The sequence below is a fragment of the Mesorhizobium sp. M3A.F.Ca.ET.080.04.2.1 genome (assembly GCF_003952525.1).
Classification (GTDB): Bacteria; Pseudomonadota; Alphaproteobacteria; order Rhizobiales; family Rhizobiaceae; genus Mesorhizobium.
Genome location: NZ_CP034451.1, coordinates 4,537,798 through 4,562,961, shown reverse-complemented (window position 1 = coordinate 4,562,961; position 25,164 = coordinate 4,537,798). Strand labels below are relative to the sequence as shown.

At 63.1% G+C, this 25,164-nt stretch carries 21 protein-coding genes; 4 read left to right on the top strand and 17 right to left on the bottom strand.

Annotation, left to right across the window (positions count from 1 at the left end; translation table 11 throughout):
* Nucleotides 1–1,215, bottom strand: a complete 1,215-nt coding sequence (locus EJ074_RS21795) for a glycosyltransferase family protein (RefSeq protein ID WP_095804383.1) — start codon at nt 1,213–1,215, stop codon at nt 1–3.
* Between the two features lie 403 nt (nt 1,216–1,618).
* Here EJ074_RS21795 and EJ074_RS21790 point away from each other — a divergent pair, with 403 nt between their 5' ends.
* Both EJ074_RS21790 and EJ074_RS21785 read left to right on the top strand, forming a co-directional pair.
* Nucleotides 1,619–3,844: a mechanosensitive ion channel family protein gene (locus EJ074_RS21790; protein WP_129553782.1), complete on the top strand. Its 2,226-nt coding sequence runs from the start codon at nt 1,619–1,621 to the stop codon at nt 3,842–3,844.
* 477 nt (nt 3,845–4,321) lie between these two features.
* On the top strand, nt 4,322–5,212 hold the full coding sequence (locus tag EJ074_RS21785) for a sulfotransferase (protein WP_165349996.1): 891 nt from the start codon (nt 4,322–4,324) through the stop codon (nt 5,210–5,212).
* A gap of 95 nt (nt 5,213–5,307) precedes the next feature.
* Here the strand turns inward: EJ074_RS21785 and EJ074_RS21780 are convergent, their stop codons facing one another.
* From EJ074_RS21780 to EJ074_RS21760, 5 genes are all read right to left on the bottom strand, one after another.
* On the bottom strand, nt 5,308–5,454 hold the full coding sequence (locus EJ074_RS21780; protein ID WP_095804386.1) for a hypothetical protein: 147 nt from the start codon (nt 5,452–5,454) through the stop codon (nt 5,308–5,310).
* 28 nt (nt 5,455–5,482) lie between these two features.
* The gene (locus EJ074_RS21775) at nt 5,483–5,737 is read right to left on the bottom strand and encodes a GlsB/YeaQ/YmgE family stress response membrane protein (RefSeq protein ID WP_129553780.1); all 255 of its coding nucleotides are present in this window, start codon (nt 5,735–5,737) and stop codon (nt 5,483–5,485) included.
* Nucleotides 5,738–6,045: 308 nt separating this feature from the next.
* Complete coding sequence (locus tag EJ074_RS21770) at nt 6,046–6,240, bottom strand: hypothetical protein (RefSeq protein ID WP_095804388.1); 195 nt, start codon at nt 6,238–6,240, stop codon at nt 6,046–6,048.
* Between the two features lie 51 nt (nt 6,241–6,291).
* Nucleotides 6,292–6,912 carry a ribonuclease D gene (locus tag EJ074_RS21765; protein ID WP_129553779.1) on the bottom strand — a complete coding sequence of 207 codons (621 nt, stop codon included), beginning with the start codon at nt 6,910–6,912 and terminating at the stop codon, nt 6,292–6,294.
* 136 nt (nt 6,913–7,048) lie between these two features.
* Nucleotides 7,049–8,434, bottom strand: a complete 1,386-nt coding sequence (locus EJ074_RS21760; RefSeq protein ID WP_095804390.1) for a M20/M25/M40 family metallo-hydrolase — start codon at nt 8,432–8,434, stop codon at nt 7,049–7,051.
* A 423-nt stretch (nt 8,435–8,857) separates the two neighbouring features.
* Between EJ074_RS21760 and polA the strand changes: the two genes are divergently transcribed.
* On the top strand, nt 8,858–11,824 hold the full coding sequence (polA, locus tag EJ074_RS21755; RefSeq protein WP_165349995.1) for a DNA polymerase I: 2,967 nt from the start codon (nt 8,858–8,860) through the stop codon (nt 11,822–11,824).
* A 156-nt stretch (nt 11,825–11,980) separates the two neighbouring features.
* Here polA and EJ074_RS21750 read toward each other — a convergent pair whose 3' ends face one another.
* From EJ074_RS21750 to EJ074_RS21715, 8 genes are all read right to left on the bottom strand, one after another.
* Nucleotides 11,981–12,385, bottom strand: coding sequence for a Fur family transcriptional regulator (locus EJ074_RS21750; RefSeq protein ID WP_129554080.1), 405 nt, complete (start codon nt 12,383–12,385; stop codon nt 11,981–11,983).
* Between the two features lie 134 nt (nt 12,386–12,519).
* Entirely contained in the window at nt 12,520–13,566 is a 1,047-nt protein-coding gene (gene mgrA, locus EJ074_RS21745; RefSeq protein WP_129553777.1) for an L-glyceraldehyde 3-phosphate reductase, read from the bottom strand.
* 131 nt (nt 13,567–13,697) lie between these two features.
* Nucleotides 13,698–14,840, bottom strand: coding sequence for a Gfo/Idh/MocA family oxidoreductase (locus tag EJ074_RS21740; protein WP_129553776.1), 1,143 nt, complete (start codon nt 14,838–14,840; stop codon nt 13,698–13,700).
* 11 nt (nt 14,841–14,851) lie between these two features.
* Nucleotides 14,852–15,598, bottom strand: a complete 747-nt coding sequence (locus EJ074_RS21735) for a sugar phosphate isomerase/epimerase (protein WP_129553775.1) — start codon at nt 15,596–15,598, stop codon at nt 14,852–14,854.
* A 35-nt stretch (nt 15,599–15,633) separates the two neighbouring features.
* Nucleotides 15,634–16,731, bottom strand: coding sequence for a sn-glycerol-3-phosphate ABC transporter ATP-binding protein UgpC (gene ugpC / locus EJ074_RS21730; protein ID WP_129554079.1), 1,098 nt, complete (start codon nt 16,729–16,731; stop codon nt 15,634–15,636).
* 2 nt (nt 16,732–16,733) lie between these two features.
* Nucleotides 16,734–17,663, bottom strand: coding sequence for a carbohydrate ABC transporter permease (locus EJ074_RS21725; protein WP_129553774.1), 930 nt, complete (start codon nt 17,661–17,663; stop codon nt 16,734–16,736).
* Nucleotides 17,656–18,549: a sugar ABC transporter permease gene (locus EJ074_RS21720; RefSeq protein WP_095804397.1), complete on the bottom strand. Its 894-nt coding sequence runs from the start codon at nt 18,547–18,549 to the stop codon at nt 17,656–17,658. The genes EJ074_RS21725 and EJ074_RS21720 overlap by 8 nt, the downstream gene beginning before the upstream one ends.
* 82 nt (nt 18,550–18,631) lie before the next feature.
* Nucleotides 18,632–19,870, bottom strand: a complete 1,239-nt coding sequence (locus EJ074_RS21715; RefSeq protein WP_129553773.1) for an ABC transporter substrate-binding protein — start codon at nt 19,868–19,870, stop codon at nt 18,632–18,634.
* Between the two features lie 380 nt (nt 19,871–20,250).
* Between EJ074_RS21715 and EJ074_RS21710 the strand changes: the two genes are divergently transcribed.
* Entirely contained in the window at nt 20,251–21,294 is a 1,044-nt protein-coding gene (locus EJ074_RS21710; protein WP_129553772.1) for a LacI family transcriptional regulator, read from the top strand.
* A gap of 102 nt (nt 21,295–21,396) precedes the next feature.
* Here EJ074_RS21710 and gndA read toward each other — a convergent pair whose 3' ends face one another.
* The 3 genes from gndA to EJ074_RS21695 form a co-directional block, all read right to left on the bottom strand.
* Nucleotides 21,397–22,821: an NADP-dependent phosphogluconate dehydrogenase gene (gene gndA / locus EJ074_RS21705; protein ID WP_129553771.1), complete on the bottom strand. Its 1,425-nt coding sequence runs from the start codon at nt 22,819–22,821 to the stop codon at nt 21,397–21,399.
* A 127-nt stretch (nt 22,822–22,948) separates the two neighbouring features.
* Entirely contained in the window at nt 22,949–24,505 is a 1,557-nt protein-coding gene (locus EJ074_RS21700) for a copper resistance CopC/CopD family protein (RefSeq protein ID WP_245454886.1), read from the bottom strand.
* A gap of 130 nt (nt 24,506–24,635) precedes the next feature.
* Entirely contained in the window at nt 24,636–25,154 is a 519-nt protein-coding gene (locus tag EJ074_RS21695; protein ID WP_129553769.1) for a YcnI family protein, read from the bottom strand.
* Nucleotides 25,155–25,164: the final 10 nt, after the last annotated feature.

The following is a 25,164-nucleotide window of genomic DNA, read 5'->3' as shown; positions in this document are numbered from 1 at the left end:
TCAGTTCATGCCTTCAATGACCGAAAGGTGATGGCCGGCGCGCCGGTCGAGCAGATCCGCGACGATTTCGGAAATGTGAGGCAGCCCTTCCAGCGTCAGGTGCGGATTGCTCTGCGATGGGCGGCGCCGGTCTGGCAGCACCTTCAGTGTATCGGCAAATCGCTGGTAATCCGCGGCTTCCTCCGGCAAAAGCATCTCGATGAGGCCGAGTTCGGCTGCGCGCCGCGCACGGATCAGTTGTTCCTCGCGGGGCTCGACGCGCGGCACGATCAGCGCCGGCTTGTCGAAGGACAGTATCTCGCAATAGGTGTTGTAACCGCCCATCGCCACTACCGCCCGGGCGCCGGCGATCAGCTCTTCCATGCGGTTGTCGAAGTCGATGATCTTGATATAGGGGATCTTGGCCCCCTTCTTGCGCAGCTTGTTGCGCTTGCGCGCCGGCATGTAGGGCCCAAGCACGATCAACGCCCTGTGCTGCAATTGCGAATCCTGCTGGTAGGCGTCGATGACGTTGTGGATCAGTTCGGCGCCGTCACCGCCGCCACCCGTGGTGACGAGGATATAGTCGCCCTCGGGCCGGTGGCCGGGCAATTCGTTCTGCGGCAGGCTCCGTTGCAGGAAACCGACGAACTTCATCTTTGCCCTGACAGCCGGCGGCACATCCAGGCCGACCAGCGGATCATAGAAATCCGGTGGGCCATAGACCCACACCTTATCGTAGAACAGGCCTATCTTGCGCATCACGTCCCTGCGTTCCCACTCTGCTTCGAGCAGATGCGGCGCGTCCATCACCTCGCGCAGTCCAAGCACGAGCGTGGTACCCCGCGTCTTGAGGTAGGACAGCGTGTCCTCGATCTCACCGCGCAGGCCGAGCGGTTCCTTGTCGACGATGAAGATATCGGGCCGAAAGGTCTCGGCTGTGTGGCGGATGATCGACTGGCGCATCCTTAGCGTCTCATGCAGATCGATATCCTTTTCGAGCGAGGTGTATTCGCCGTTGCGCAACTTGATGACGCTGGGGATCTTCACGAAGTCGACGCGGGCGCGGTAGTCGAAGGCGCCCGCGATGGTCGCACCCGAAATGATAAGCACCTGAAGTCCGTGGAAATCCTCGACCAGCGAATGCGCGATCGTCCGGCAGCGCTGCAAATGGCCGAGCCCGAACGTGTCGTGGCTGTACATGAGAATTCGAGCGTCTTGGACGTGCTGGGTCATTGTTGAACGTCTTTCCGAACTCTCGCCTGACACCATGCTCGCTGGTCTACCGCCTGTTGTGAAACATGAGGGCGCATTTTTCAAATTGTATTACCGAAGAGGTTCATGGCGGACGTCGTGAGGATGCCTCTGCTGGGCTGCCTGCTTGCCGGTCGGTCGGGAAGAACCTGGAGGCCTAGGGCGGGGTCGGAGTGCCGCCCTGCCCCCGGCGGCTAATCGAACCCGGCCCAGACTCGGAACAAAGAGGACTTGCGCGGCAACACCGGTTTCTTCAAGGTGAAGCAACAATGGACATAGATGTCGTTGCTTGCCGATTGACCGGAAGGCTAACAGCACGATGCCGCTCATGATTCAACGATGGGCAGTCACGAGCCTGGCACGAGGTCCCGGACGTCTGGCGGCGATGTTGGTCCTGATTGCCAGGCTGCTCATCATAGGCATCGCCCTCTTGTTGGCCGGTCCGGCAAAGGCGCAAGCGCCGGCGCCGGTCCCACCCGAAAGGGTCAAGCAGCTATTCGACCTTCTCGACGATCCGTCGGTGAAGGCCTGGGTGGCTGAACAACGAGACCGGGCCGCCGGGACAACGGGGGCCAAGGCAGCAGCTTCGCCGGCCGGCGCATCGTCCGATGCAGTCGCCCCAGGCCAGATGAATACGATGGCATCCTCGACGCTCGATCGGATCAGGCATCATATCGAAAGGATCGTGCGAACCTTGCCCTTGCTGCCCGACCAGTTCGCGCGCGTTCGGGCGGAGACCATGCAGGATATGTCCGGCAGACGGCCTGCCGGCGTATTGATGGTGATTGCGATCTTCATCGCCGCCGGTCTGGCCCTCACTTGGGCAACATACAAGTTCACCGATCCATTTCGTCTTTGGGTCAGCGCGCAACCGAAGGATACGCCCATTGGGCGAGCCAAGAAGATTGGCGGTCGCACGCTTTATTCCAGCTTGCTGATCGTCTCCTTCGCATTGGGCAGCGCCGGCGCGTTCATGTTGTTCGACTGGCCAATGCTGATCCGCGAGATTGTGCTGACATTTCTGATCGCTGCAGTCGTGACATGGGGTGTGCGCATGTATCTGACGGCCCTACTCGTCCCTTCCTTCCTAAAGGTCGAGAACGCCGTCGAGGTTCGTGCCTTGCCGATCACCAACGACGCGGCTGACCATTGGACCTATTGGCTATCCTGGATCGTCGGCGTCTTCGCCTTCTTCGCCGCCGCGTTTATCCTCTTGCCGGGTCTCGGCATCGATCAGGACGGAATGCTGGTCCTGTCGGTGGGCGCCGATCTCGCCCTGCTGTTGCTCTTTCTGCTTGCCGTTTGGCGCCGGCCGAGAACACGGCGGGACGGTGCGCGCCAAAGCGGTCATACGGGAGCGACATGGCTATTGACTGCCTATTTCGTCGTCCTGTTCCTGCTGCGCATCGGCGGCCTTCATATATTGTTCTGGTTTGCTTTGGCCGCACTCTTCCTGCCGTTGGCAATCGTGCTGACGCAGCGCGGGGTTAATTTCGTCCTGCGGCCGGGTTCGGAAGATGTTGGCCGGCCTACGATCCCGGCGGTGACGATCGCTGTCATCGATCGCGGAATCCGGATGGTCTTGATCCTGGCGGCGGCCTACCTTCTCGCGCGCGTCTGGGGTCTGAACATGCAGTCCATGCAGGACAGCAACACGACGACCACGCTCATATTGCGCGGCTTGATCAATGTCGTGGTCATTGCCCTCGCGGCCGATTTCGGCTGGTCGATCATCAAAGCTTTGATCGAAAGAAAGCTGGGCATCGAGACGCCGCACGCGGTGATCGGCGACGAGGAGATGCCGATTGTCGATCCGCAGCAGGCGCGTCTGCACACGCTCTTGCCGATCATCCAAAACATTCTGCTCGCATTGATCGTCGTGATGGCGGTGCTGATGATGCTCGCCTCAATGGGTATCCAGATCGGCCCTCTGATCGCCGGCGCCGGCGTCGTTGGCGTCGCTGTGGGATTTGGGGCGCAAACCATAGTCAAGGACGTCATCTCGGGCATATTTTTTCTGCTCGATGATGCGTTTCGTGTTGGCGAATACATCTCGTCGGGCCGTTATGTGGGCACCGTGGAGAGCTTTTCGCTGCGCTCCGTGAAGCTGCGGCACCATCGTGGCTCGCTGTTCACCATCCCTTTCGGTGAACTCGGGGCAGTCCAGAACCAGAGCCGTGACTGGGTTACCGACAAATTCAACATCACCGTCGGCTATGACACCGATATCGACTTCGCTCGCAGGCTGATCAAGCGAATTGGCCTCGAACTGGCGGAAGATCCCGAGTTCAAACACTGGGTGCTCGAACCGATCAAGATGCAGGGCGTGCAGGAGTTCGGTGAGTACGGCATCGTATTGCGGGTCAAGGTCAAAACCATACCGGGAGGCGCCTTCGGTATGAAACGCAAATTCTATGTACGCCTCCGCCAGGTCTTCAAGGAGCAGGGCATCGAACTCCCATTCCCAACCGTCCAGATCCAGGGGCCGCTGAACCCGGCCGGGGCAGAGACTGCGTCCCCGGCGATCACGCCCGAATTGGTCGCCGTCGCGCAGTCGCACACCAATCGGCGCAGAAGAAGAGCCAGCACGACCGGAGTAGGAAAACCGTGACGGCTGCCGGTCACGGCCGCCTTGGCGCGCACAGCTTCAAACGTTAAGACGCCCTCTGACGCTGACGGTGTCTGAAAATTCGGCCGGCAGCATCCGGAGGTCCGTGACTTTCAAGCGGCGTTGGTCAAACACTCCGCGCCGATAGCCCACCGGCTGAAAAGTATCAGACGCCGCATATTCCCGCAGCGCGAACGAACGACAGCCAATGCCAACGGCACGTAGGCGCCGAGAGCAGTCATAAGCAGGAAGCCGCATGCCGACCTTGTCGCGCTGCCGATATCGCCGGATCGCACTGGCGAGCATCAAGCACTTGGCAATTCGCCCGGCGCTGCTTTCCCGAGGTTCCAACGGATTTGGCCCTTCCAGGGCGCCAGATCTGGGCATGATCTGAGCTTAGATCTGGTTTTAAGCTGGATAGTATATTACTCTTTTGAGTGGGGCTTGATTCAATTGAAATTCCAGGTGGATTGAATCAATTTGAAGTTGCAAACGATAGATAATGCCGGCCCCCATCTGGCTTCCGCGCTTCCACCGCCGATTGTCGTCATCAACACCGCTCACTCGGGCAGCCGACTTCTTGCTCGGGTGCTGATGGACGCTGGCGTATACATGGGCACGAACCTGAACGAGTCGCTCGATTGCCTGGAAATCCAGCCATTGGTGGAGCACGCGGTTCTCGCGTCACGAAACGGCGTGCCAGCCGGCCGCGAGCTCGACGACCCTCAAAGCCGTCGCTTGGCCGAACGCCATTTCGGCAATCACCTTCGTGACTTGGGTGCCGCGACCCGGTGGGGCTGGAAGCTGTGCGAAACGCTGCTGATCGTCCCCTTGATACGAAGGTATTTTCCGAAGGCGATTTTCATCCATCTGGTGCGGGACGGCCGCGATGTCGCGCTGAGCCCTTTTGTGGCGCCCAAAGCCGCGTTCTGGCGGAAGGTCTATTTCGGCAGTTCCGATCTCGACTCCTGGCACGGATATCCCATGACGCAGCGGGCCTATCGGGCTCGCGGCATGCTGTTTAACGCGCATCGGTGGCAATACCACGTCGATCTTGCCAGGGAGTTTTCTCAAACGCTCGGCGAACGCTATATCGAGGTCAAATACGAGGACTTGGTCCTGGACTATGAGGCTACCGTAAGTCGCCTGTTTGGCAGGCTTTCACTGTCTATGGCCCAGACCGGCAAGAAGCCCAGGCTGCCCACGTCTTCGATCGGCAAATGGCGCCAGCTCCCGCAGCGCGACCTCGATGCGCTGTGTGCCATCATGGAGCCAACGCTCTCCGAGGTCGGATACACGCAAGTCGGAGATATCCCGCCGGCTCGTCATGCAACGCTGCTGGAGAAGCTTGCCTACCGCCGGTATTTTTAGGCGTGTGAAACGGTTTTCCGTCCGGATTTGGCTTGAGACAAACAAGCCACCGCCCTGGGCGCCTGGCGAATGGCGACAGTTCTCCCGGCGCTCGATCAGTTCTGCTGGATGGAAATGCCCTTGTCGTCGATCTTGAGCTCGACGCCTTTCGGCCTTGTCTGCTCGCGATAGATGTAGACGCCAAGCGCGATGACCACGACCACGAGCGCGCCGATGATCAGGTAGAGTGCGTTCTGCTTCATGGCGCGTCTCCGAGGTCCCTTTGCAAGGTCAGGCCTGCTTCACCAGTTTGATCAGCACCAGCAGGATCACCGCGCCGATCGTGGCGTGGACGATCGCGGCAAGGATGCCGCCGCCCACCGCAAAACCCAGCCTCGGGAACAGCCAGCCGGCGATCAGGGCGCCGACGATGCCGACCACGATGTTCCCGACCAGTCCAAAACCGAAACCCTTGACGATCAGGCCCGCAAGCCAGCCCGCGATCGCGCCGACGATGATGAAGAGGAGCAGACTTTCGACACCCATGCATGTCCCTCCGGTGAACGGCGACGGCGGAGACAAGCTCCGAATCAGCCATCGATTACAAGGGCTTCAGGCTAAAGCATGTCTCCCGAAAGTGGAAACCGGTTTCCGGACAAAGGGATTAGCAGATCAAAACCCAAGGCGCATCGAGCAATCGCGGCGTGCTCGGTGCATGTCGCCCGGAAGTGTGCAGCGGTTCTGGGGCAGCGACATGCATCAAAACAAGGACTTAAAGCGCGTCGCCGGAATCCCTTTCAGCGCGACGCGCTTTGGGCGAAAGTTGCGCGCCGGCGACGTCGTTCTTTTGGTCGTCACTCGTCGCCTGAAGCCGGCCGCCAGCTGGTCGGAACGACCTTCTTTTGGGTGTCGCTGTCGATGTAGACCCACCATCCGCCGTCGCGATACTGCGCGATCGATTCGTTGACCACGCCGTCGCTGTCCTTCCACAGGACGGTGACCTTCGAGCCGTCCTTCGGCGCGCTTTCGATCGGTTTGCGCTCTGCCATCTCGACTCTCCCTTGGACCGGCAGGAACGCCCCTCGACGCGCCCGGTTCCGTCAGCTGTGCGCGAAGATGTCTTCTTCCGCCCAGCCCATCAGGTCGAGCTTGGCCCGTGTCGGCAGGAAACGGAAGCAGGCGTCGGCCTCTTCGGTGCGGCCCTCGCGCGCCAGCCGTGCGGCCAGCGCCTCGCGCAGCCGGTGCAGGTAGAGCACGTCCGAGGCGGCATATTCGAGCTGTTCCGGCGACAGCGTTTCCGCCGCCCAGTCCGAGGACTGCTGCGCCTTCGACAGCCCGATGCCGAGCAACTCGTTGCAGATATCCTTCAACCCATGCCGGTCGGTATAGGTGCGCGTCAGACGCGACGCGATCTTGGTGCAGAACACCGGCTCGGCCATGACGCCGAAGCTCTGGTAGAGCACGGCGATATCGAAGCGGCCATAGTGGAACAGCTTGGTGATGGCATGGTTGCGGAGCAGGCTGACGAGATTGGGCGCCTCGCGCTGCCCCGGCGCGATCTGGATGACATCGGCGCTGCTGTCGCCGGGTGAGATCTGCACCACGCAGAGCCGGTCGCGATGCGGGTTGAGACCCAAGGTTTCCGTGTCGATGGCCACCGCCCCGACATCGTAGCGGGACAGATCCGGCAGATCATTCTTGTGGAAACGGATATCGGTCATCTTTCTCTCCGGTCCGCAACCGCAACGCCAGACATCCGTGGGATGCGCAAGCGGCGTTGCGCTGATAATCCGTCCTTGCCGTGATCAGCGCAAAAATCAACAGAAAGTTGCTTCTGAGCTTCGCGTGGTGATGAGGTCAGCGGGTCAGCGCATCGAGAATACGGGCCCAGGAGCGCTGCCCCTTGTGGAAGGAGGTCAGCTCGTATTTCTCGTTCGGCGAATGGATACGGTCGTCGTCGAGGCCGAAGCCGACCAGCAGCGATTCCATGCCCAGATAGGTCTGGAAGTCGCCGACCACCGGGATCGACCCGCCGCCGCCGGTGGTCACCGCCTGCTTCTCCCATTCGTCGGACAGCGCGTCCTTGGCCTTGGCCAGGAACGGTGAGTCGTAGGAGAGCTGAATCGCCGGCGAGCCGCCATGCGGATGGAATTCGACCGAGCAATCGGCCGGGATGCGTTCGCGCACGAAAGTCTGGAACGCGGCACGGATTTTCTTCGGATCCTGCTTGTGGACAAGCCGGAACGACACCTTGGCCGAGGCTTCCGCCGCGATCACCGTCTTGAATCCCTTGCCGGTGTAGCCGCCGATGATGCCGTTGAACTCCGCCGTCGGCCGCGCCCAGGTGAGTTCCAGCACCGAACGGCCCTTTTCACCGGCGGGAATGGAAAGCCCGACCGGTCCAAGGAAGGTCTCGGCGGTTTCGCCCAGCCCCTCCCAGGACTTCAGCACCTGCGAAGGCGTCTCCTCGACGCCGTCATAGAAGCCGGGGATGGTGACGCGGCCGTCCTCGTCGTGGACCTCGGCGAGAATCCTGGCGAGGATGCGGATCGGATTGGCGGCCGGGCCGCCATAGAGACCGGAATGCAGGTCGCGGCTGGCCGCCTTGACGGTGATCTCCTCGCCGACCATGCCGCGCAGCGAGACACAAATGGAAGGCGTCTCGCGGTCCCACATGCTGGTGTCGCAGACCAGCGCGAAATCAGCCTTGAGCTCGGCGGCGTTCGCTGCGAGGAACGGTTTCAGCGACGGCGAACCGGATTCCTCCTCGCCTTCGAAAAGGATGGTGACGCGACAAGGCAGATCGCCATGCACCTGCTTCCAGGCGCGGCAGGCCTCGACGAAGGTCATCAGCTGCCCCTTGTCGTCGGCGGAGCCGCGCCCGGCGATCACCTTGCGGCCGGGCTCGATCTCCTTGATCGACGGCGCGAACGGATCGCTCTCCCAAAGCTCGATCGGATCGACCGGCTGCACGTCGTAGTGGCCGTAGAACAGCACATGCGGCGCCCCCGCGGGTCCCTCGTGATGCGCAACCACCATCGGATGTCCGGGCGTGTCGCGAACGCTGGCGTCGAAGCCGATCGCCTTCAGTTCTGCGACCAGCCAATCGGCGGCCTTGCGGCAATCGGCGCTATAGGCGGGATCGGTGGAGATCGACCTGATGCCGAGCAGGCCGAGAAGCCGCGCCAAGCTCTGGTCGAGATTCTGGTCGAGGCGATCGAGGACGGGGGAGATTCTGGACATGCCGAAGCCTTTCGATTTTTGGGCGAACCCTAAAGGGCCGCGCCGAAAAGGCAAAGCCGCGATCGTTGGACCAAGGGACGGAATTCCTGCCGACGGGCAAAAAAGAACCGCCGTGGTGGAGGGGGAACCACGGCGGTCTTTACTCGAAACGTTGCGGCAGCCCGGAGAGGGGGGATAGGCTGCCGCAGTTTGCCCGGTATAGGCGGGGGACGGGCCTTGCTCCGGACTTCGGCGAAAACTGCCGATGACGTGTATTTGGGTCTGTGAACATGGCGATTCAAGGGCACGAAGATTACACTTTTGTAACATACCCGTGAGCGGCCGATTCCACCTGCCGGGGCGATGTCAGGGTGTTGCTGGAACCGGTGGGTTGCACCGCCTTTGGCATGGACCGCGAAGCTGTGCCGCGCTATCCCTGCCGGCATGAAAAAAGGCGATCATCTCTTCCTCGTCGACGGCTCCGGCTACATCTTCCGCGCCTACCACGCCCTGCCGCCGCTCAACCGCAAGTCGGACGGCCTGCCGACCAGCGCCGTCCTCGGCTTCTGCAACATGGTGTGGAAGCTGATGCAGGATGCCCGCAATACCAATGTAGGCATCGTGCCGACCCACTTCGCCGTCATCTTCGACTATTCGGCGAAGACCTTCCGCAGCGATCTGTATCCCGAATACAAGGCCAACCGCTCGGCGCCGCCGGAGGACCTCATTCCGCAATTCGGTCTGATCCGGCAAGCCACCGCGGCATTCAACCTGCCCTGCATCGAGATGGAGGGTTTCGAGGCCGACGACATCATCGCCACCTATTGCCGGCTGGCCTGCGAAGCCGAGGCTGACACCACCATCATCTCCTCCGACAAGGACCTGATGCAGCTCGTCGGCCCGACGGTCGGCATGTACGACCCGATGAAGGACCGTCAGATCGGCATTCCCGAGGTGATCGAGAAATGGGGCGTGCCGCCGGAGAAGATGATCGACCTGCAGGCGCTGACCGGCGACTCCGTCGACAATGTTCCGGGCGTGCCCGGCATCGGGCCGAAAACGGCCGCGCAGCTCCTGGAGCAGTTCGGCGACCTCGACGGCCTGCTCGCGCGGGCCTCGGAGATCAAGCAGGAGAAGCGACGCGAGACCATCATCGCCAATGCCGACAAGGCGCGCATCTCGCGGCAGCTGGTGACACTGAAGAACGACGTGCCGCTGAAAGAGGGCCTCGACGAGTTGGTGCTCCATGCGCCGGACGGGCCGAAGCTGATCGGCTTTCTCAAAACCATGGAGTTCACCACGCTGACCCGCCGCGTCGGGGAAGCGACCGCAACCGAGATCGGTGACGTGCAGGCTTCGGCTGTGACCATCGAGCGCGCGGATACCGCGCACGGCCCCGATGTCGGGGCGGGTGCGCCGCCGGCAAGACCAGCCGCGCCCGGCTCGAACGGCACTGGAACAACTGCAAGACCCGCCGTCAGGGGTGAGGATGCGCCGCCGCAGGGCGATACCCCTTCCCTGCTCTCGGCGCTGCGGCTGGAGGCGGCGTCGGCCCATAAGATCGACTCCTCCACCTATGTCGCCATCCGGGATACGGACACGCTGAAGGCCTGGATAGCCGAGGCAAGAGAGGGCGGCCTGCTTGCCTTCGACGCCGAGACCTCCTCCTTCGACCCGATGCAGGCCGAGTTGATCGGTCTCTCCATGGCGACTGCACCCGGCCGCGCCGCCTACCTGCCGCTAACCCATGGCAGCGGCAGCGGCGACCTGCTTGGCGGCGGCCTGATGGCCGATCAGATCCCGGTCCGGGAAGCGCTGGCGCTGCTCAAGCCGCTGCTCGAGGACAGGTCTGTTCTCAAGATCGTGCAGGACATGAAATACGACATCGTCGTGATGAGCCGGCACGGTATCGAGGTCGCACCTTTCGACGACACGATGCTGATCTCCTATGTGCTCGATGCCGGCACCTCCGGCGGCCACGACCTCGCCTCGCTGTCGGAGAAGTGGCTGGGCCATGCCCCCGCCTCGAAGAAGGAGCTTGCCGGCTCGGGCAAGAACGCCGTCGGCTTCGACCAGGTCGATATAGGGCGGGCGACCGCCTATGCCGCCGAGCAGGCCGACATCACGCTGAGGCTCTGGCAGGTGCTGAAGCCGAGGCTCGCCGCCAAGGGACTGGTTTCGGTCTATGAGCGGCTGGAGCGGCCGCTGGTGCCCGTACTCGCCCGCATGGAGCAGCGCGGCATTTCGGTCGACAGGCAGATCCTGTCCAGGCTGTCGGGCGAGCTGGCGCAAGGGGCAGCGCGCGCCGAGGAGGAAATCTACGGCATCGTCGGCGAGCGCATCAACATCGGCTCGCCGAAGCAGCTCGGCGACATCCTGTTCGGCAAGATGGGTCTGCCGGGCGGCTCCAAGACCAAGACCGGCCAGTGGTCGACCTCGGCGCAGCTCCTGGAGGACCTCGCCGCCGAAGGCCACGAGCTGCCGCGCAAGATCGTCGATTGGCGCCAGCTCACGAAGCTGAAATCGACCTACACCGACGCGCTGCCCGGCTTCATCAATCCCGGCACCAATCGCGTGCACACCTCATACGCGCTCGCCGCGACGACAACGGGACGATTGTCGTCCTCCGATCCAAACCTGCAGAACATCCCGGTGCGCACCGCCGAGGGGCGCAAGATCAGGACCGCCTTCATCGCCGAAAGGGGCCACAAGCTGGTCTCGGCCGATTACAGCCAGATCGAGCTGCGCGTGCTGGCGCACGTTGCCGAGATCCCGCAGCTCAAGCAGGCCTTCGCCGACGGCGCCGACATCCATGCGATCACCGCCTCCGAGATGTTCAGCGTTCCGGTCGAAGGCATGCCTTCGGAGGTGCGCCGGCGCGCCAAGGCAATCAATTTCGGGATCATCTACGGCATCTCGGCCTTCGGCCTCGCCAACCAACTATCGATCCCGCGCGAGGAGGCAGGCGCCTACATCAAACGCTATTTCGAGCGCTTCCCGGGCATTCGCGACTATATCGAGGAAACCAAGGCCTATGCGCGCGAGCATGGCTTCGTCGAGACGATCTTCGGCCGCCGCATCCACTATCCGGAGATACGAGCCTCCAACCCGTCGATCCGCGCCTTCAACGAGCGCGCCTCGATCAACGCCCGGCTCCAGGGCACCGCCGCCGACATCATCCGCCGCGCCATGGTCCACATGGAGGAGGCGCTGGAAAAGGCGAAGCTCTCGGCCCGCATGCTCCTGCAGGTGCATGACGAACTGATCTTCGAGACGGTGGAGGCGGAGGTCGACGCGACGATTCCCGTTGTGCGCCGCGTGATGGAGAACGCGCCGATGCCGGCGGTCTCGATGTCGGTGCCGCTGCACGTCGATGCCCGCGCCGCCGACAATTGGGACGAGGCGCATTAGCCGGCATCCACGCCGGTAAGTGCGGCGAGATTCAGGTCAGGCCGAGTCGAAAAAGGCGGATTCCGAGACCGGAGCGGAGCGTACTTTTCGTACGTGAGCACCGGAAGCGCAGGAAGCCACCTTTTGCAGGCCGGCCTCACCTGAATATCGGCGTACTTATGCCGCTTCCGACCTGCACTTCGCGCAGACACCCCGAAACTCGATCACCGCCTTCTTGGCGGCAAATCCCGTCGAGCGCACCCACTCGTCCAGCCGGTGGTCGACGTCGTGGTCCGACATCTCCGTCACCTGGCCGCAGCTGTCGCAGATGGCGAAGGCGGTCATCGAATGGCTGTGGTCGTGCGGCTCGGCGCAGGCGACGAAGGAGTTGAGGCTTTCGAGCCGGTGCACGAAGCCCGACTTCACCAGCGTGTCTAAAGCGCGATAGACCTGCAGCGGCGCGCGGAAGCCCCGTTCGCGCAGCTGGTCGAGCAGCGTATAGGCGCTGAGCGGCCCGCTGGCCGCCTCGAGCTTCTCGAGCACGCACAGCTGGTTCTTGGTCAGCGCATCCCTTGCCGTCATCATCCCGTTCCGGTCATGGCGTCGTCCCGCGCGTCGATTGCGCACGCGAACGGTCTCGACTCCATGAGATAACGACGAACCGGCGTTTTTGCCACTGTTTCCGCAGCGCTCGCCGCCCTGGCGTCGGCCAGGCCCTACTTGCGCGGCGGCCCTTTGCGCTCGGCCGAAGCCGCCCACAGGTTGATATCGGCCTCGTGCGCATAGGTGTCGATCTCGGCGAGCTCGGCATCGCTGAAGTCGAGTGCCTTGAGCGCGCCGACGCAATCCTCGACCTGCTCCGGCTGGCTGGCGCCGATCAGCGCCGTAGTCACCCTGCCCCTGCGCAGCACCCAGGCCAGCGCCATCTGCGCCAGCGTCTGGCCGCGCCGGCCGGCGATGGCGTTGAGCGCCTCGATGTTGGCGATCGACTTGTCGTTGATGAAGGCCGGCCTGAGCGACTTGCCCTGGCTGGCGCGGCTGCCCTCGGGAATGCCACCGAGATATTTGTCGGTCAGCATGCCCTGCGCCAGCGGCGAGAAGACGATCGAGCCGATGCCGAGACCCTCCAGCGTGTCGAGCAGCCCGTCCTCCTCGACCCAGCGGTTGAGCAGGGAATAGCTCGGCTGGTGGATGAGGCAGGGCGTGCCGAGCTGCCTCAGAATGTCGGCCGCCTCGCGCGTACGCTGTGAATTGTAGGAGGATATGCCGGCATAGAGCGCCTTGCCGGAGCGCACGGCATGGTCGAGCGCGCCCATTGTTTCTTCCAGCGGCGTCTCGGGATCGAAGCGGTGGGAATAGAAGATGTCGACATAATCGAGCCCTATCCGCTTCAGGCTCTGGTCGAGGCTCGACAGCACATATTTGCGGCTGCCCCATTCGCCGTAAGGTCCGGCCCACATTTCATAGCCGGCCTTGGTGGAGATTATCAGCTCGTCGCGATAAGCGGCAAAGTCGGTGCGCATGATCTCGCCGAAGGCGATCTCGGCCGAGCCGGGCGGCGGGCCGTAATTATTGGCCAGGTCGAAATGCGTGATGCCGAGATCGAAGGCCTTGCGCACGATTGCCTGCTTGGTCTTGTGCGGCGTGTCGTTGCCGAAATTGTGCCAGAGCCCGAGCGAGATCGCCGGCAGCTTCAGACCGGACCGGCCGCAACGGTTATAGATCATCTTCTCGTAGCGGTTTTCGGCGGCGACATAGGGCATAGGGAATCCTCAGATCTGAACGGAGCGGGCCCAGCCGCGAAAGTTGCGCGCATAAACCACGCCCCACCCTTTACCTTCTCCCCGGCGGAAGGAGGAGAGGCAATCGGCAAATTATCGATAATCGCAGGAGGCTACTTCCCCGTGGCCATGAGCGCCTTTGCTTCCTTGATGCCAAGCGCTGCCGGCCGCTCGCATGTCGTCTGCATGGCGACGAACTTGCCGCTTTCGCCCGAGCGCAGGATGCCGGTCATCACGTCGACGGCGTGCAGCGCCAGTTCCATCGAGCAGCGATGCGGCCGCCCTTGCGCGATCGCGATCGCCATGTCGGCGAGGCCGGCGGTGCGGTAGTTGGCCAACATGCCCTGCGAATGCATGTCGTTCGGCACGGCGAAAGGGTGCTCCCATCTCGGTAGCTTCTTGACCGGCTTGGTGCCGTTTGTGAACCGCACCTCGCCGCCGAAGAAGTTCGGGTCCGGCACGAACACGGTGCCGAGCTCGCCATAGAGTTCCATCGGCGCATGGCCGTGGCTCCAGACGTCCCAGCTGGTGTTGAGCGTGATCACCGCGCCGTTCTCGAACTCGAGCAGGCCGTGGATGGTGGTCGGTGTGTTGACTGGGATCTTTTCACCCGCCCGCGGCTTGGAGCCGATGGTTCGCTCCTTGGCCGGCGTCGCCGCGAAGGCCGCCACTCGGCTGACCGGCCCGATCAGTTGGATCAGGTTGGTGATATAGTACGGGCCGATGTCGAGCACCGGACCGGCGCCCGGCTGGAAGAAGAAATCCGGATTGGGATGCCAGTGCTCCATGCCATGGCCCATCACGTGGCAGGTGCCGCTGGTGATCCTGCCGAGCTTGCCGTCATCGATGAGGCTGCGCACCAGCTGATGCGCTCCGCCGAGAAAGGTGTCGGGCGCCGAGCCGATGCGCAGGCCTTTCTTTTGCGCCCGCTTCTTCAGGTCGAGTCCTTCCTTGACCGACAACACGAAGGGCTTTTCGGAATAGACATGCTTGCCGGCGTCGAGCACCTGCTTCGACACCTCGTAATGCACCGCCGGGATCGTCAGATTGACGATGATGTCGATGTCGTCTGCCCTGAGCAGTTGGTCGACTGTCTCGGCGCGCAGCTTGAATTCCTTCGCGCGCGCCTTCGCTGCATCCATGTTGATGTCCGCGCAGGCGCGCATCTCGATACCGCGAAACAGCGGCGCCAGCGAGAAATACGCTCTTGAGATGTTGCCGCAGCCGATCACGCCGACGCCAAGTTTCCTTGCCATGTGTGGTGCTCCTAGTGGGTCTTGGCGGCTGCGATCGAGCGGCGGGCGAAACGCTCGATGTCGTTGGGGTTGTCCTGTTCCATCACGTAGTAGCTTGCGGCGCTCTTGGCGCGGAATGCCTTGATCAGGCCGGGCCAATCGATCGTGCCGTGGCCGACATCCGACCAGCCGTCCTCATCCAGTCCCTCGCCGGGCTTGGCGATGTCCTTGACATGGACGGCGACGATGCGCTTGCCGTGTTTTTCGATCCAGGGCAGCGGGTCGGCGCCGCCGCGCACCACCCAGGCGACATCCATCTCCCAGCCGATGTCCGGAGCGGCCGCCAGGATATGATCCTGTGGCAGCGAGCCATCGGCGAGCGCCTTGAATTCGAAATCGTGATTGTGCCAGGCAAATCCGTAGCCCGCCTTCTTGGCGGTCTCGCCGACCTTGGCCAGACGCTCGCCGAAGCCGCGCCAGCCGGCGGCATCGCTCGGCCGCGCATCAGGCATCAGATAAGGGCAGATCAAAAGGGTTATGCCGAGCGCGTCGGCTGTTCTGCGCACACCGTTGAAATCCTTCTCCAGCGCATCGATCGAGAAATGGCCGGTCGGCATGGCCAGCCCGTTCTTGTCGAGTTCGGCGCGGAAGCCCTTCGGGTCGTCATAGACGCCGCCGAAGCCTTCGACTTCCTTGTAGCCGAGCTCGCCGAGCATTTTCAGCACGTCCGTCCATGGTTGGAAGTTTCGGGCGCTGTAGAGTTGGAATGACCAGTTCATCTGTCTGTCCGTTCTGCTTGGGGTGGTTTGGAAGATCAAAGGCGGTTGCCGGTTTGAGCATCGAAGAGAGAGGCACGCATAGGATCGAAGCCGATGCTGGCCGTGTCCGCATTCTTGGGCGTGCGCTCGGAAGTCACGCGAACGGTGAAATTCTGCTTGGCCAGCTTCAGCCAGACCAGCGTGTCGGACCCCATCGGCTCGACGACCTCGACAGTCGCCGTCGCGGCGAACGGCCACCCAGTGCCGCTATTGAAAGCGACATGTTCGGGGCGGATGCCGAACACCGCCGGTCCCGGCGTCGGCTCCTTCTCGAAAACATAGGTTGCCAGCGGAATACGCACGTCCTCGACCGCGAAGGACCAGCCATCGCCGCTTTTTTCGAGCCTGCCATCGACGAAATTCATCGCCGGCGAGCCGAGAAAGCCGGCGACGAAGCGATTGACCGGGCGGTTGTAGATGGTCTGCGGCGCGTCGAGTTGCTGGATGACGCCGCCTTTCATCAGCGCGATGCGGTCGGCAAGCGTCATCGCTTCGATCTGGTCATGGGTGACGTAGATCATGGTGTTCTCGAGCTTGCGGTGCAGCAGCTTGATCTCGACGCGCAGCTCCGAGCGCAGCTTGGCGTCGAGGTTGGAGAGCGGCTCGTCGAACAGGAAGACGTCGACATCGCGCACCAGCGCCCGCCCGATGGCCACCCGCTGGCGCTGACCGCCGGAAAGCGCGGCCGGCTTGCGCTGCAGCAGCGGCTCGATCTGCAGGATCTCGGCCGCGCGCGCGATGCGTTTGGCGATCTCGTCCTTGGGCACGCCCGCGACGCGCAGGCCGAAGGAGAGGTTCTTCTCGACCGTCATTTGCGGGTAGAGCGCATAGGACTGGAACACCATGCCGATGCCGCGATCCTTCGGCTCTTCCCAGGTGACGTTCTTGCCCTTGATGAAGATGCGGCCCTCGGAGATGTCGAGCAGGCCGGCGATGCAGTTGAGCAAGGTGGACTTGCCGCAGCCGGACGGCCCGAGCAGCACGATGAACTCGCCCTCCGCGACATCCAAGTCGAGCGTTTGCAAAACGGTGACCGCGCCGAAATTGAGCGACAGATTCTGGATCGAAACGCTAGGATTGGCGATCGCTGCCATCGTCATCCTTTCACCGCGCCGGCGGCGATGCCGCGCACGAACAGCTTGCCGGAAATGAAGTAGACGATGAGGGGCACAAGGCCGGTCAGGATGGTGGCGGCCATGTTGACGTTGTACTCCTTCACGCCCTGCACGGAGTTGACGATGTTGTTGAGCTGCACCGTCATCGGATAGGTGTCGGGGCGGGTGTAGACGACGCCGAACAGGAAATCGTTCCAGATGCCGGTCACCTGCAGGATGATGGCGACGACGAAGATCGGCAGCGACATCGGCAGCATGATGCGCAGATAGATGCCCCAGAAGCCGGCGCCGTCGACGCGCGCCGCCCGGAACAGTTCCTCCGGCATCGACGTGAAGTAGTTGCGGAAGAGCAGCGTCAGGATCGGCATGCCGAAGATCGAATGCACGATCACCAGACCGGTCAGTGTCCCGTAGATGCCGATCTCGCGCAGGATGATGACGATCGGATAGATCATCACCTGATAGGGGATGAAGGCGCCGACGATGAGGATGATGAAGAAGGCATCGGCGCCCTTGAAGCGCCAGTTGGCCAAAGCGTAGCCGTTGACCGAGGCGATCGCGATCGACAGCAGCACCGACGGCACCGTAATGCGGACCGAGTTCCAGAAGCCGCGCGAAAGTCCGTCGCAATTGAGACCGGTGCAGGCCTGCGACCAAGCCTTCACCCAAGGCTCGAAGGTGATCTCCAGCGGCGGCGAAAAGATGTTGCCGAGGCGGATTTCGGGCATGCCCTTCAGCGAGGTGACGACCATCACGTAGAGCGGCAGAAGATAGTAGAGCGCCACGACGATGAGGGTGCCGTAGAGTAAGATGTTGCGCCGCGAGAGCACATGCCGCGGCTTTGGTCCGCTCGGCCCGACGGCTTGGCGCCCCAGCGCGTCCGCGTCCCTGGAGACAGCTACGTCAGCCACGTTTCCTGCCTCCGAACTCGAGATAGGCCCACGGCACGATGACGATGACCACGGATAGCAGCATCATGGTCGAGGCGGCAAAACCCTGCCCGAGGTTCTGAGCAAAGAACATGTAATCGTAAACGTATTTCGCCGGCACCTCGGAGGCGATGCCCGGGCCGCCGCTGGTCTGGGCCACGACGAGGTCATAGACCTTGACGATGCCGGCGGCGATGATCACCAGCGTCGTGATGAAGACCGGCCGCATCATCGGGATGACGATAAAGAGGTATGTCTTCCACATCGGTATGCCGTCCACCCGCGCCGCCTTCCAGATGTCCTCGTCGATTCCGCGCAGGCCGGCGAGCATCAGGCACATGATCAGCCCCGTGCCTTGCCAGAGTGCCGCGATCGAAATGCCGTAGATGACGATGCTGGAGTTGTAGAGCGGATCGAAGCTGAAGCTCGTCCAGCCGAGGTCTCGCACCACGCCCTGGATGCCGAAGTCCGGATTGAGCAGCCACTGCCAGACCAGGCCGGTGACGATGAAGGAGAGCGCGAACGGATAGAGGAAGATGGTGCGGAAGGTGTCCTCGAAGCGGATCTTTTGGTCGAGCAGGGCCGCCAGGATAAAGCCGATGACCAGCGAGAACACCAGCGAGATGACGCCGTAGATCAACAGGTTCTCGATCGAGACCAGCCAGCGCGGCGTCGCCCACAGCCGGTAATACTGGTCGAGCCCGACGAAGTTCAGCCGCGGCAGAAGCTTCGAATTGGTGAAGGAGTAGAGCACCGTCCAGGCCGTGCCGCCGACGAAGACCACGAGCGCGGTCAGGATCATCGGGATCGATGCGACTTTGGCATTGAGGTTGCGCAAAAGCTGGTTGGGGCGTTCGCTGTTGCTCATTCGGCAGCCGGGCTGAAACAATGAGGACATCATGCTCCCGACCCCGATTGGCAGGGCCGGGAGCCGGCGGGGGCGCCCGTGATCAGTCGGCCGAAGCGATGATGTCGGCGAAGCGCTTCTGCGCCTCCTCGAGCGTCATGTCGGGCTTGGCGAAGAATTCGGAGAACAGATCCTCCTTCTGCTTCTGGCTGTCCTGCGAGAGCAGCTGGTCCGTCCACGGGATCACCGCGCCTTTGGCGAGAATGGCCAGACCCTTCTTCATGCAGTCGTTCGCCGCGTTGACGTCGACGTCGCCGCGCACCGGCAGCGAGCCCTTCTTGAGGTTGAAGGCGACCTGCGTCTTCGGATCGAGCAGCGTCTCGGCCAGCACTTCCTGCGCCTTCGACTTCTCCGCGTCCTTGAGCAGCGGGAAGTAGAACGCATCGCCGCCGGTGGCGATGACCTCATTCAGGCCAAGGCCGGGCAGGCAGGTGTAGTCCTTGCCGGCGGCCTTGCCGGCGACCTGGAACTCGCCCTGCGCCCAGTCGCCCATGATCTGTCCACCGGCCTTGCCGGTGATGACCAGATTGGTCGCCTGGTTCCAATCCTGCACATTGGTGTTCTTGGCCATCTTGCGCGCATCGTCGGCTGCCTTGAACACTTTGGCGATCTCTGGGCCGGCCGCGAATTTGGCGTCCTTTTGCTGGTACACCTTCAGGAAGGCGTCGGTGCCGCCGACCGCGGCGAGCAGCACGTCGAATGCGCCCGATGCCTGCCAGGGCTGCCCGCCGACGGCGAGCGGGATGATGCCGGCCTTTTCCAGCGCCGGCGCGGCGGCGACGAATTCATTCCAGTCCTTCGGCATCGGCACGCCGGCCTTCTGGAAGGCATCGTTCGACAGCCAGAGCCATTGCCAGGAATGGATATTGACCGGCACGCAATAGATCTTGCCGCCGATCGTGCACGAGTCGAGCAGGCTCTTCGGCCGCACGACCTCCGTCCACTTGCCTTTCGTCGCGATGTCGGTGAGGTCGCGCATCAGCCCGGCCTGGACGAGTTCCTCCGCCTGACGGCCATGGTTGAACTGGGTGGCGCCCATTGGATCGCCGCCGGTGATACGGCTGATCATGATCGGCCGCGCCGTGCCGCCGGAACCGGCGATGGCGCCGTCGACCCAGTGATTGCCGGTCGCATCGAACGCCTTGGCGAGTTCCGCGACCGCCGCCGCTTCGCCGCCAGAAGTCCACCAGTGGGTGACTTCGAGATCGGTCGCGGCCGCCGGTCCGGCGACGTTTAGCGCGACCGTCGCGGCAAACGCGGCGGCCAGGAATTTGTATCGCATTTCGGTTCCTCCCAGAATCTGAAACGTTACAGATTTTCGATACGGCAAATGGTTGAGATAGGCAACCCTCGAATGAAACGGACATACGATTTTTTCGCGTTGCGAAGAAAATTCTTCCTCCAGGATGGCCCAGCTCTGCTCGAGTTAGCTCATTTGTGTCAAAATCCACCAGAAAGGAGACCGTCCTTGTGAATCCAGTGGGTTTCGCCGTGTTTCCAGCCTCTTGTCGCGACGATCAAGGCTGACCCTTCAGTCACGAGCGTTGGCAATCTGTAACGTTTCAGTATATTAAACCGTGGCGCGGGTTGAAGACCGCGATTGTCGGCTTGCGCGATTGCAGCTTGGCCTCGCGGCTGCTATGCGCCTGATGGGCGGGACAAATGGATAGACGGGCGACGAAGACGGACGGCGAGACGTCGGCCAAGGAACGGCCGACGCTGAAGACGCTTGCCTTCATGACGGGCCTCGGCGTCACCACAGTGTCGCGCGCGCTGAAGGACGCGCCCGAGATCGGCGCCGAAACCAGGCGTCGCGTGCAGCTCGTCGCCAAGCAGATCGGCTACCGGCCGAACCGCGCCGGCGTGCGGCTCAGAACCGGCAAGACCAACGTCATCAGCCTGGTGCTCAACACCGAGCACGAAATCATGAGCTTCGTCTCGGATATCATCTACGGCGTCTCCGAGGTGATCGCCGACACGCCCTATCATTTGATCGTCACGCCCTACTCGCGCTCGCAGGATCCGCTGGATCCGGTGCGCTATCTGGTCGAGACGGGTTCCGCCGACGGCGTCATCATTTCCCGCGCGCAGCCCAATGATCCGCGGGCCCGCTACATGCTGGAGCGCGGCATTCCCTTTGCCACGCATGGGCGCACCGATATGGGCCTCGTGCACCCCTATCACGACTTCGACAACTATGCGTTCGCCGGCGAAGCGGTGCGCCACCTAGCCGGCATCGGCCGGCGCCGCCTTGCTCTGGTGACGCCGCCGGTCGGGCTCACCTATTACGGTCACACGCTGAACGGTTTTGCCGATGCCTTGAGCGAGGTCGGCGCCAGCGAGGTTCCGTTCAACAGCGTTTCCATCGATCACTCGATCGATCAGATCAGGATGCGAACCGCGCAATTGATGCGCCGCAACGACCGTCCGGACGGCATTGTCAGCAGCGCCGCCGCCGCTACGCTTGCCGTTGTCGCCGGCATCGAGGACGCGGGCTTGAAGCTGGGCAGGGATGTCGACGTGGTGTCCAAACAATCGTCGGAATTGCTGCACCTTTTCCGGCGCGAGCTGCTCGTCGTCAACGAGAATTTCAGGCTCGCCGGCTCAGAGCTTGCGCGCGCCGTGCTCGGCTGGATCGCCGGCGCCGACCCCGGCTCGCTGCAGTCGCTCAGCATCCCGAGCGAGGTGCTGTCGTATCGCGGTTAGTTTTGGTTTCCTTCGTCATCCACGGGCGGAGCGGGAGCGAAGCGGACGCGGAGACCCGTGGATGACGAGTAAGGTGCTTGACGACGCCATGCGGAGCCAAGCCTACGCCGCCCCACTCCCCCACGGTCCGTGAAACGCCCCCTGCTCGCCGATCCGTTCGAAGCCGTGCGCGCCGAAGAAATCGCGTTGCGCCTGGATCAGGTTCGAGGTGCCGCGTCCCTGGCGATAGCTGTCGAAATAGGCGAGCGCCGAGGCCAGCGCCGGCACCGGCGAGCCGGCCTCCGATGCCTTCGCCACGATCCGCCTGAGCGAGGGATGCGCTTCCTTCATCATGTCAATGAACGCCGGCGCCATCAGGAGATTGGTGGAAGCCCCGCCCGAACCGAAGGCTTCGGCCATCGTGTCCAGCATCTGCGAGCGGATGATGCAGCCGGCGCGCCAGATCTGGGCGATGGTCGGCATCGGCAGGTTCCAGTTGAACTCCCTCGAAGCGCCGCTCATCACCGCGAAACCTTGCGCATAGGCGGCGATCTTGCCGGCGAACAAGGCAAGCTCCAGATCCTTCAGTAGGACCGCCTCGTCGCCCGAAATCTTCTCGACGCCGATATTGCCATAGGCCTTTTCGGCGGCTTGGCGCTCGTCCTTGATCGAGGACAGCACCCGCGCCGCGACCGCCGCTTCGATGGCCGTTGCCGGAATGCCGAGCTGCTGCGCCTCGATCACCGACCATTTGCCGGTGCCTTTCTGCCCGGCGCGGTCGAGGATGATGTCGACCACTGGCTTGCCCGTCTTCGGGTCGTCGGCGGCGAGGACCTTGGCGGTGATCTCGATCAGGTAGGAGTTGAGCCGGCCCTTGTTCCAGTCGGCAAAGACGGCGCCGATCTCCTTCGGCCCCATGCTCAAGCCGTCGCGCAGGATGCCGTAGATCTCGGCGATCATCTGCATGTCGGCATATTCGATGCCGTTATGGATCGTCTTGACGAAATGGCCCGCGCCGTCGGTGCCGAGCCAGGCGGCGCATGGCTCGTCCTTGAACTTGGCCGAGATCGCCGTCAGCACCTTCTCGACCCGCTTCCACGACTCTTCGGTGCCCCCGACCATGATCGACGGCCCATGGCGCGCGCCCTCCTCGCCGCCGGACACGCCCATGCCGATGAAGGTCAGGCCCGAGCCGGACAGCTCTGAGAAGCGCCGCATCGTGTCGCGGAAATTGGCGTTGCCGGCATCGATGACGATGTCGTTGTTGGAAAGCACGCCGCGCAGCGCAGTGATCTGCTCGTCGACCGGCTTGCCGGCCAGCACCATGATGATGATCGGCCGCGGCGGCCGGATCGCGGCGGCAAGCTCCTCCAGGCTGTAGCAGGGAACGACCATGTCCTTCAGCGCCCCGGCACTCTCGACAAAGGCATCGGTGCGCGACGCGGTGCGGTTGAAGACGGCGATGCGGTGCCCATGCTCGGCGATGTTGAGCGCCAGGTTGGAGCCCATCGTGCCGAGGCCGATCAGCCCGATTTCGGCTTTTTCCATCGTTTCTTCCCTGCTTTCGGATCTTCTTGTTGATGCCGCTTTGGGGCACTCTTGCGAAAATGAATGCCGGGCCTTCGCAGCGGCGTCAACCGCCTCGCCGAATTCTTGTCCTTCCGCGATGATCGGCCTATTCCGATCGGATGTCGATCGGCGCTTCGATCTTCACCTGTTCGAAATCCGAGACGAGGATATCGAGCCGGGCTGTCCAGCGGCCGGATATCGGAATGACGAGGTTGTCGACACGCCAGGTGCCGTTGCCGGGCTTGGTCGCCGGCCGCTTGATCGGTTCGATGCCGGAGTCCGGCTTCGAAAGAACCAGCGTCACCGCCTTGGCGTCGAGCGGGCCGAAATCGCCGGTCATGATCACGATCGAGGCGGCGACCTGGCCGGCATGGCCGGGCGTGATGCTGAGATCGGCCATTGCCTTCAGCGTGTGGATGTGGACAGAAGCCGGCTGGGCGGCGGCAATCGCCAGCGCACGTGGTGGCGGCGTGAAGCGCCAGCCGGCGACGACGCCGAGGATGGCGAGCACGATCAGCGTCTCGATGCCGATCGAGCGCACCAGCCGCCTCTGCACTTCCGTGTCGCCCGCCTCCGCCGGCTTGGTCAGCGTCCAGCGGTTCACGGAGGCCAGGGTGAACAGGAACAGCAGCAATGCCAGTTTCAGCAGCAGCAGACGCCCGTAAGCGGTGCCGATCAGAGCACCCGGCTCCTGCACCTGGATAATCGCAAGCCCGATGCCGCTTGCCGCCAGCACGGCAACGATGGGCAGGATCGTGCGCGAGAACCGGCGAAGGAAAATCTTCGCCTCGGCCGGCTGGTGCCTCAACGCCAGGCCCAGCGGTGCCAGCGCGCCTGTCCAGAAGGCGACGGCCGAAGCGTGCAGGAAAACCAGCGGCCGCGTCAGCCATTGCGGCTCGGCGGCGCTCGCATGGCCGCTGGCGGCGAGAGCCGCGCCGACACCGGCAAGCCCGGCCAGGGCAAGCAGCTTGCGGGAGACGGGCGGACCCAGCAGCGACAGCAATGCCAATCCGAACGCGATCAAGGCGACGAGCACAGTCCAGCTGAAGCTGGTCGCAAGCGCGGCCTTCCAGACCGCCGGCTGCGCGATCCGGGCGAGCGGTGCGCCGAGCGCGTCGAGGCCCTGCAGGCCAAGCGAGATCGGTGCCGCGACCAGTCCGCAGAGCACCGCGCCAATGACGAAGCGCTGGCCGCAATGCCTCGCGCCGTCCAGCCAGCCAAAGGCGAAAGCGCCGCCGACACCGAGAAACAGGCCGGCATAAAGAAACAGCTTGCCGGCCCAGATCGCAATTCGCAGCGACCAATCGACGGTCTCGCTCACCACGGGCGCGGCGCCGGGCGCGCCGATGGAAAACAGCACGGAGCCGCCGACCGGATGGCCATCTTCCGAGACCACCCGCCAGCTCAGCACATGCGTTCCCGATTTGAGCGTTTCGGGGTTGTCGATCGCAAGCGTCTGGCCGTCGAGGCGGAAGGAGGTCAGCGCGAATTGCGTACCGTCGGGCCGCACGAGGGTCAGCACAAGCGGCGAGACCGGTTCGCTGAAGGTCAGCGAGAATTGGGTGGGACTCTGCGCCAGCACCGCTCCGTCGGCTGGGTCGGTCGAAAGCAGCGCCGCATGGGCGAAGGCGAGGCCAGGCAGGACCAGCAGCGCCATCAGCATGGAGGCGGCGAGCAGGCTGGCAAATGGCCTGATGCGGAAGCCGCCCGAGGCAGCAGTCGATGGCAAGGGAGCTGGTTTCATACTGTCATGACGAAGTGGTGGCGCGCTGTGGGAGCGCGCCACCAAGAGACTATTTCTTGGGCAGCAGTTTGATGCCGGGCGCCGGATTTTCCAGTGCGTCCTCATCCTGGCCGGCGGCGGGAATCTCGATCCAGCGATCGGCGGCGTCGCCGCATTCCTGCACGACCGGGAAGTAGAGCATCTGGCCGGCCGGCAGATCGGTGGCGAGCGAGGCACGGAAGACGAACTCGTCATAGAATTCGTCCGGTAGATCGCCGCCGCTCCAGTCGACTTCCTTGACCCCGGTGGTCAGCGTCTCGCCATAGAGCTGGTACGACTTTTCGTATCTGCCCTTCTTGGTCTGAAGCGTCCAGCCGGGCTTCGGCATCGGCTTGACCGAGATCACGCCCTCCGGAATCTGCACCCGCACAGCCGTGGTCGCCTTGCCCTCGCAGCCATGCGGCACCCGCAGCACCGCCTTGTAGGTCGAGCCGACGGCCGCCTCCTGCGTTTCCAGCGTGATGTGAGCAAGCGCGGCATTGGTGCCAAGCGCCAAAACCGTGCCCGCCGCCAATAGATATCTCTTCATGCAATGTCCC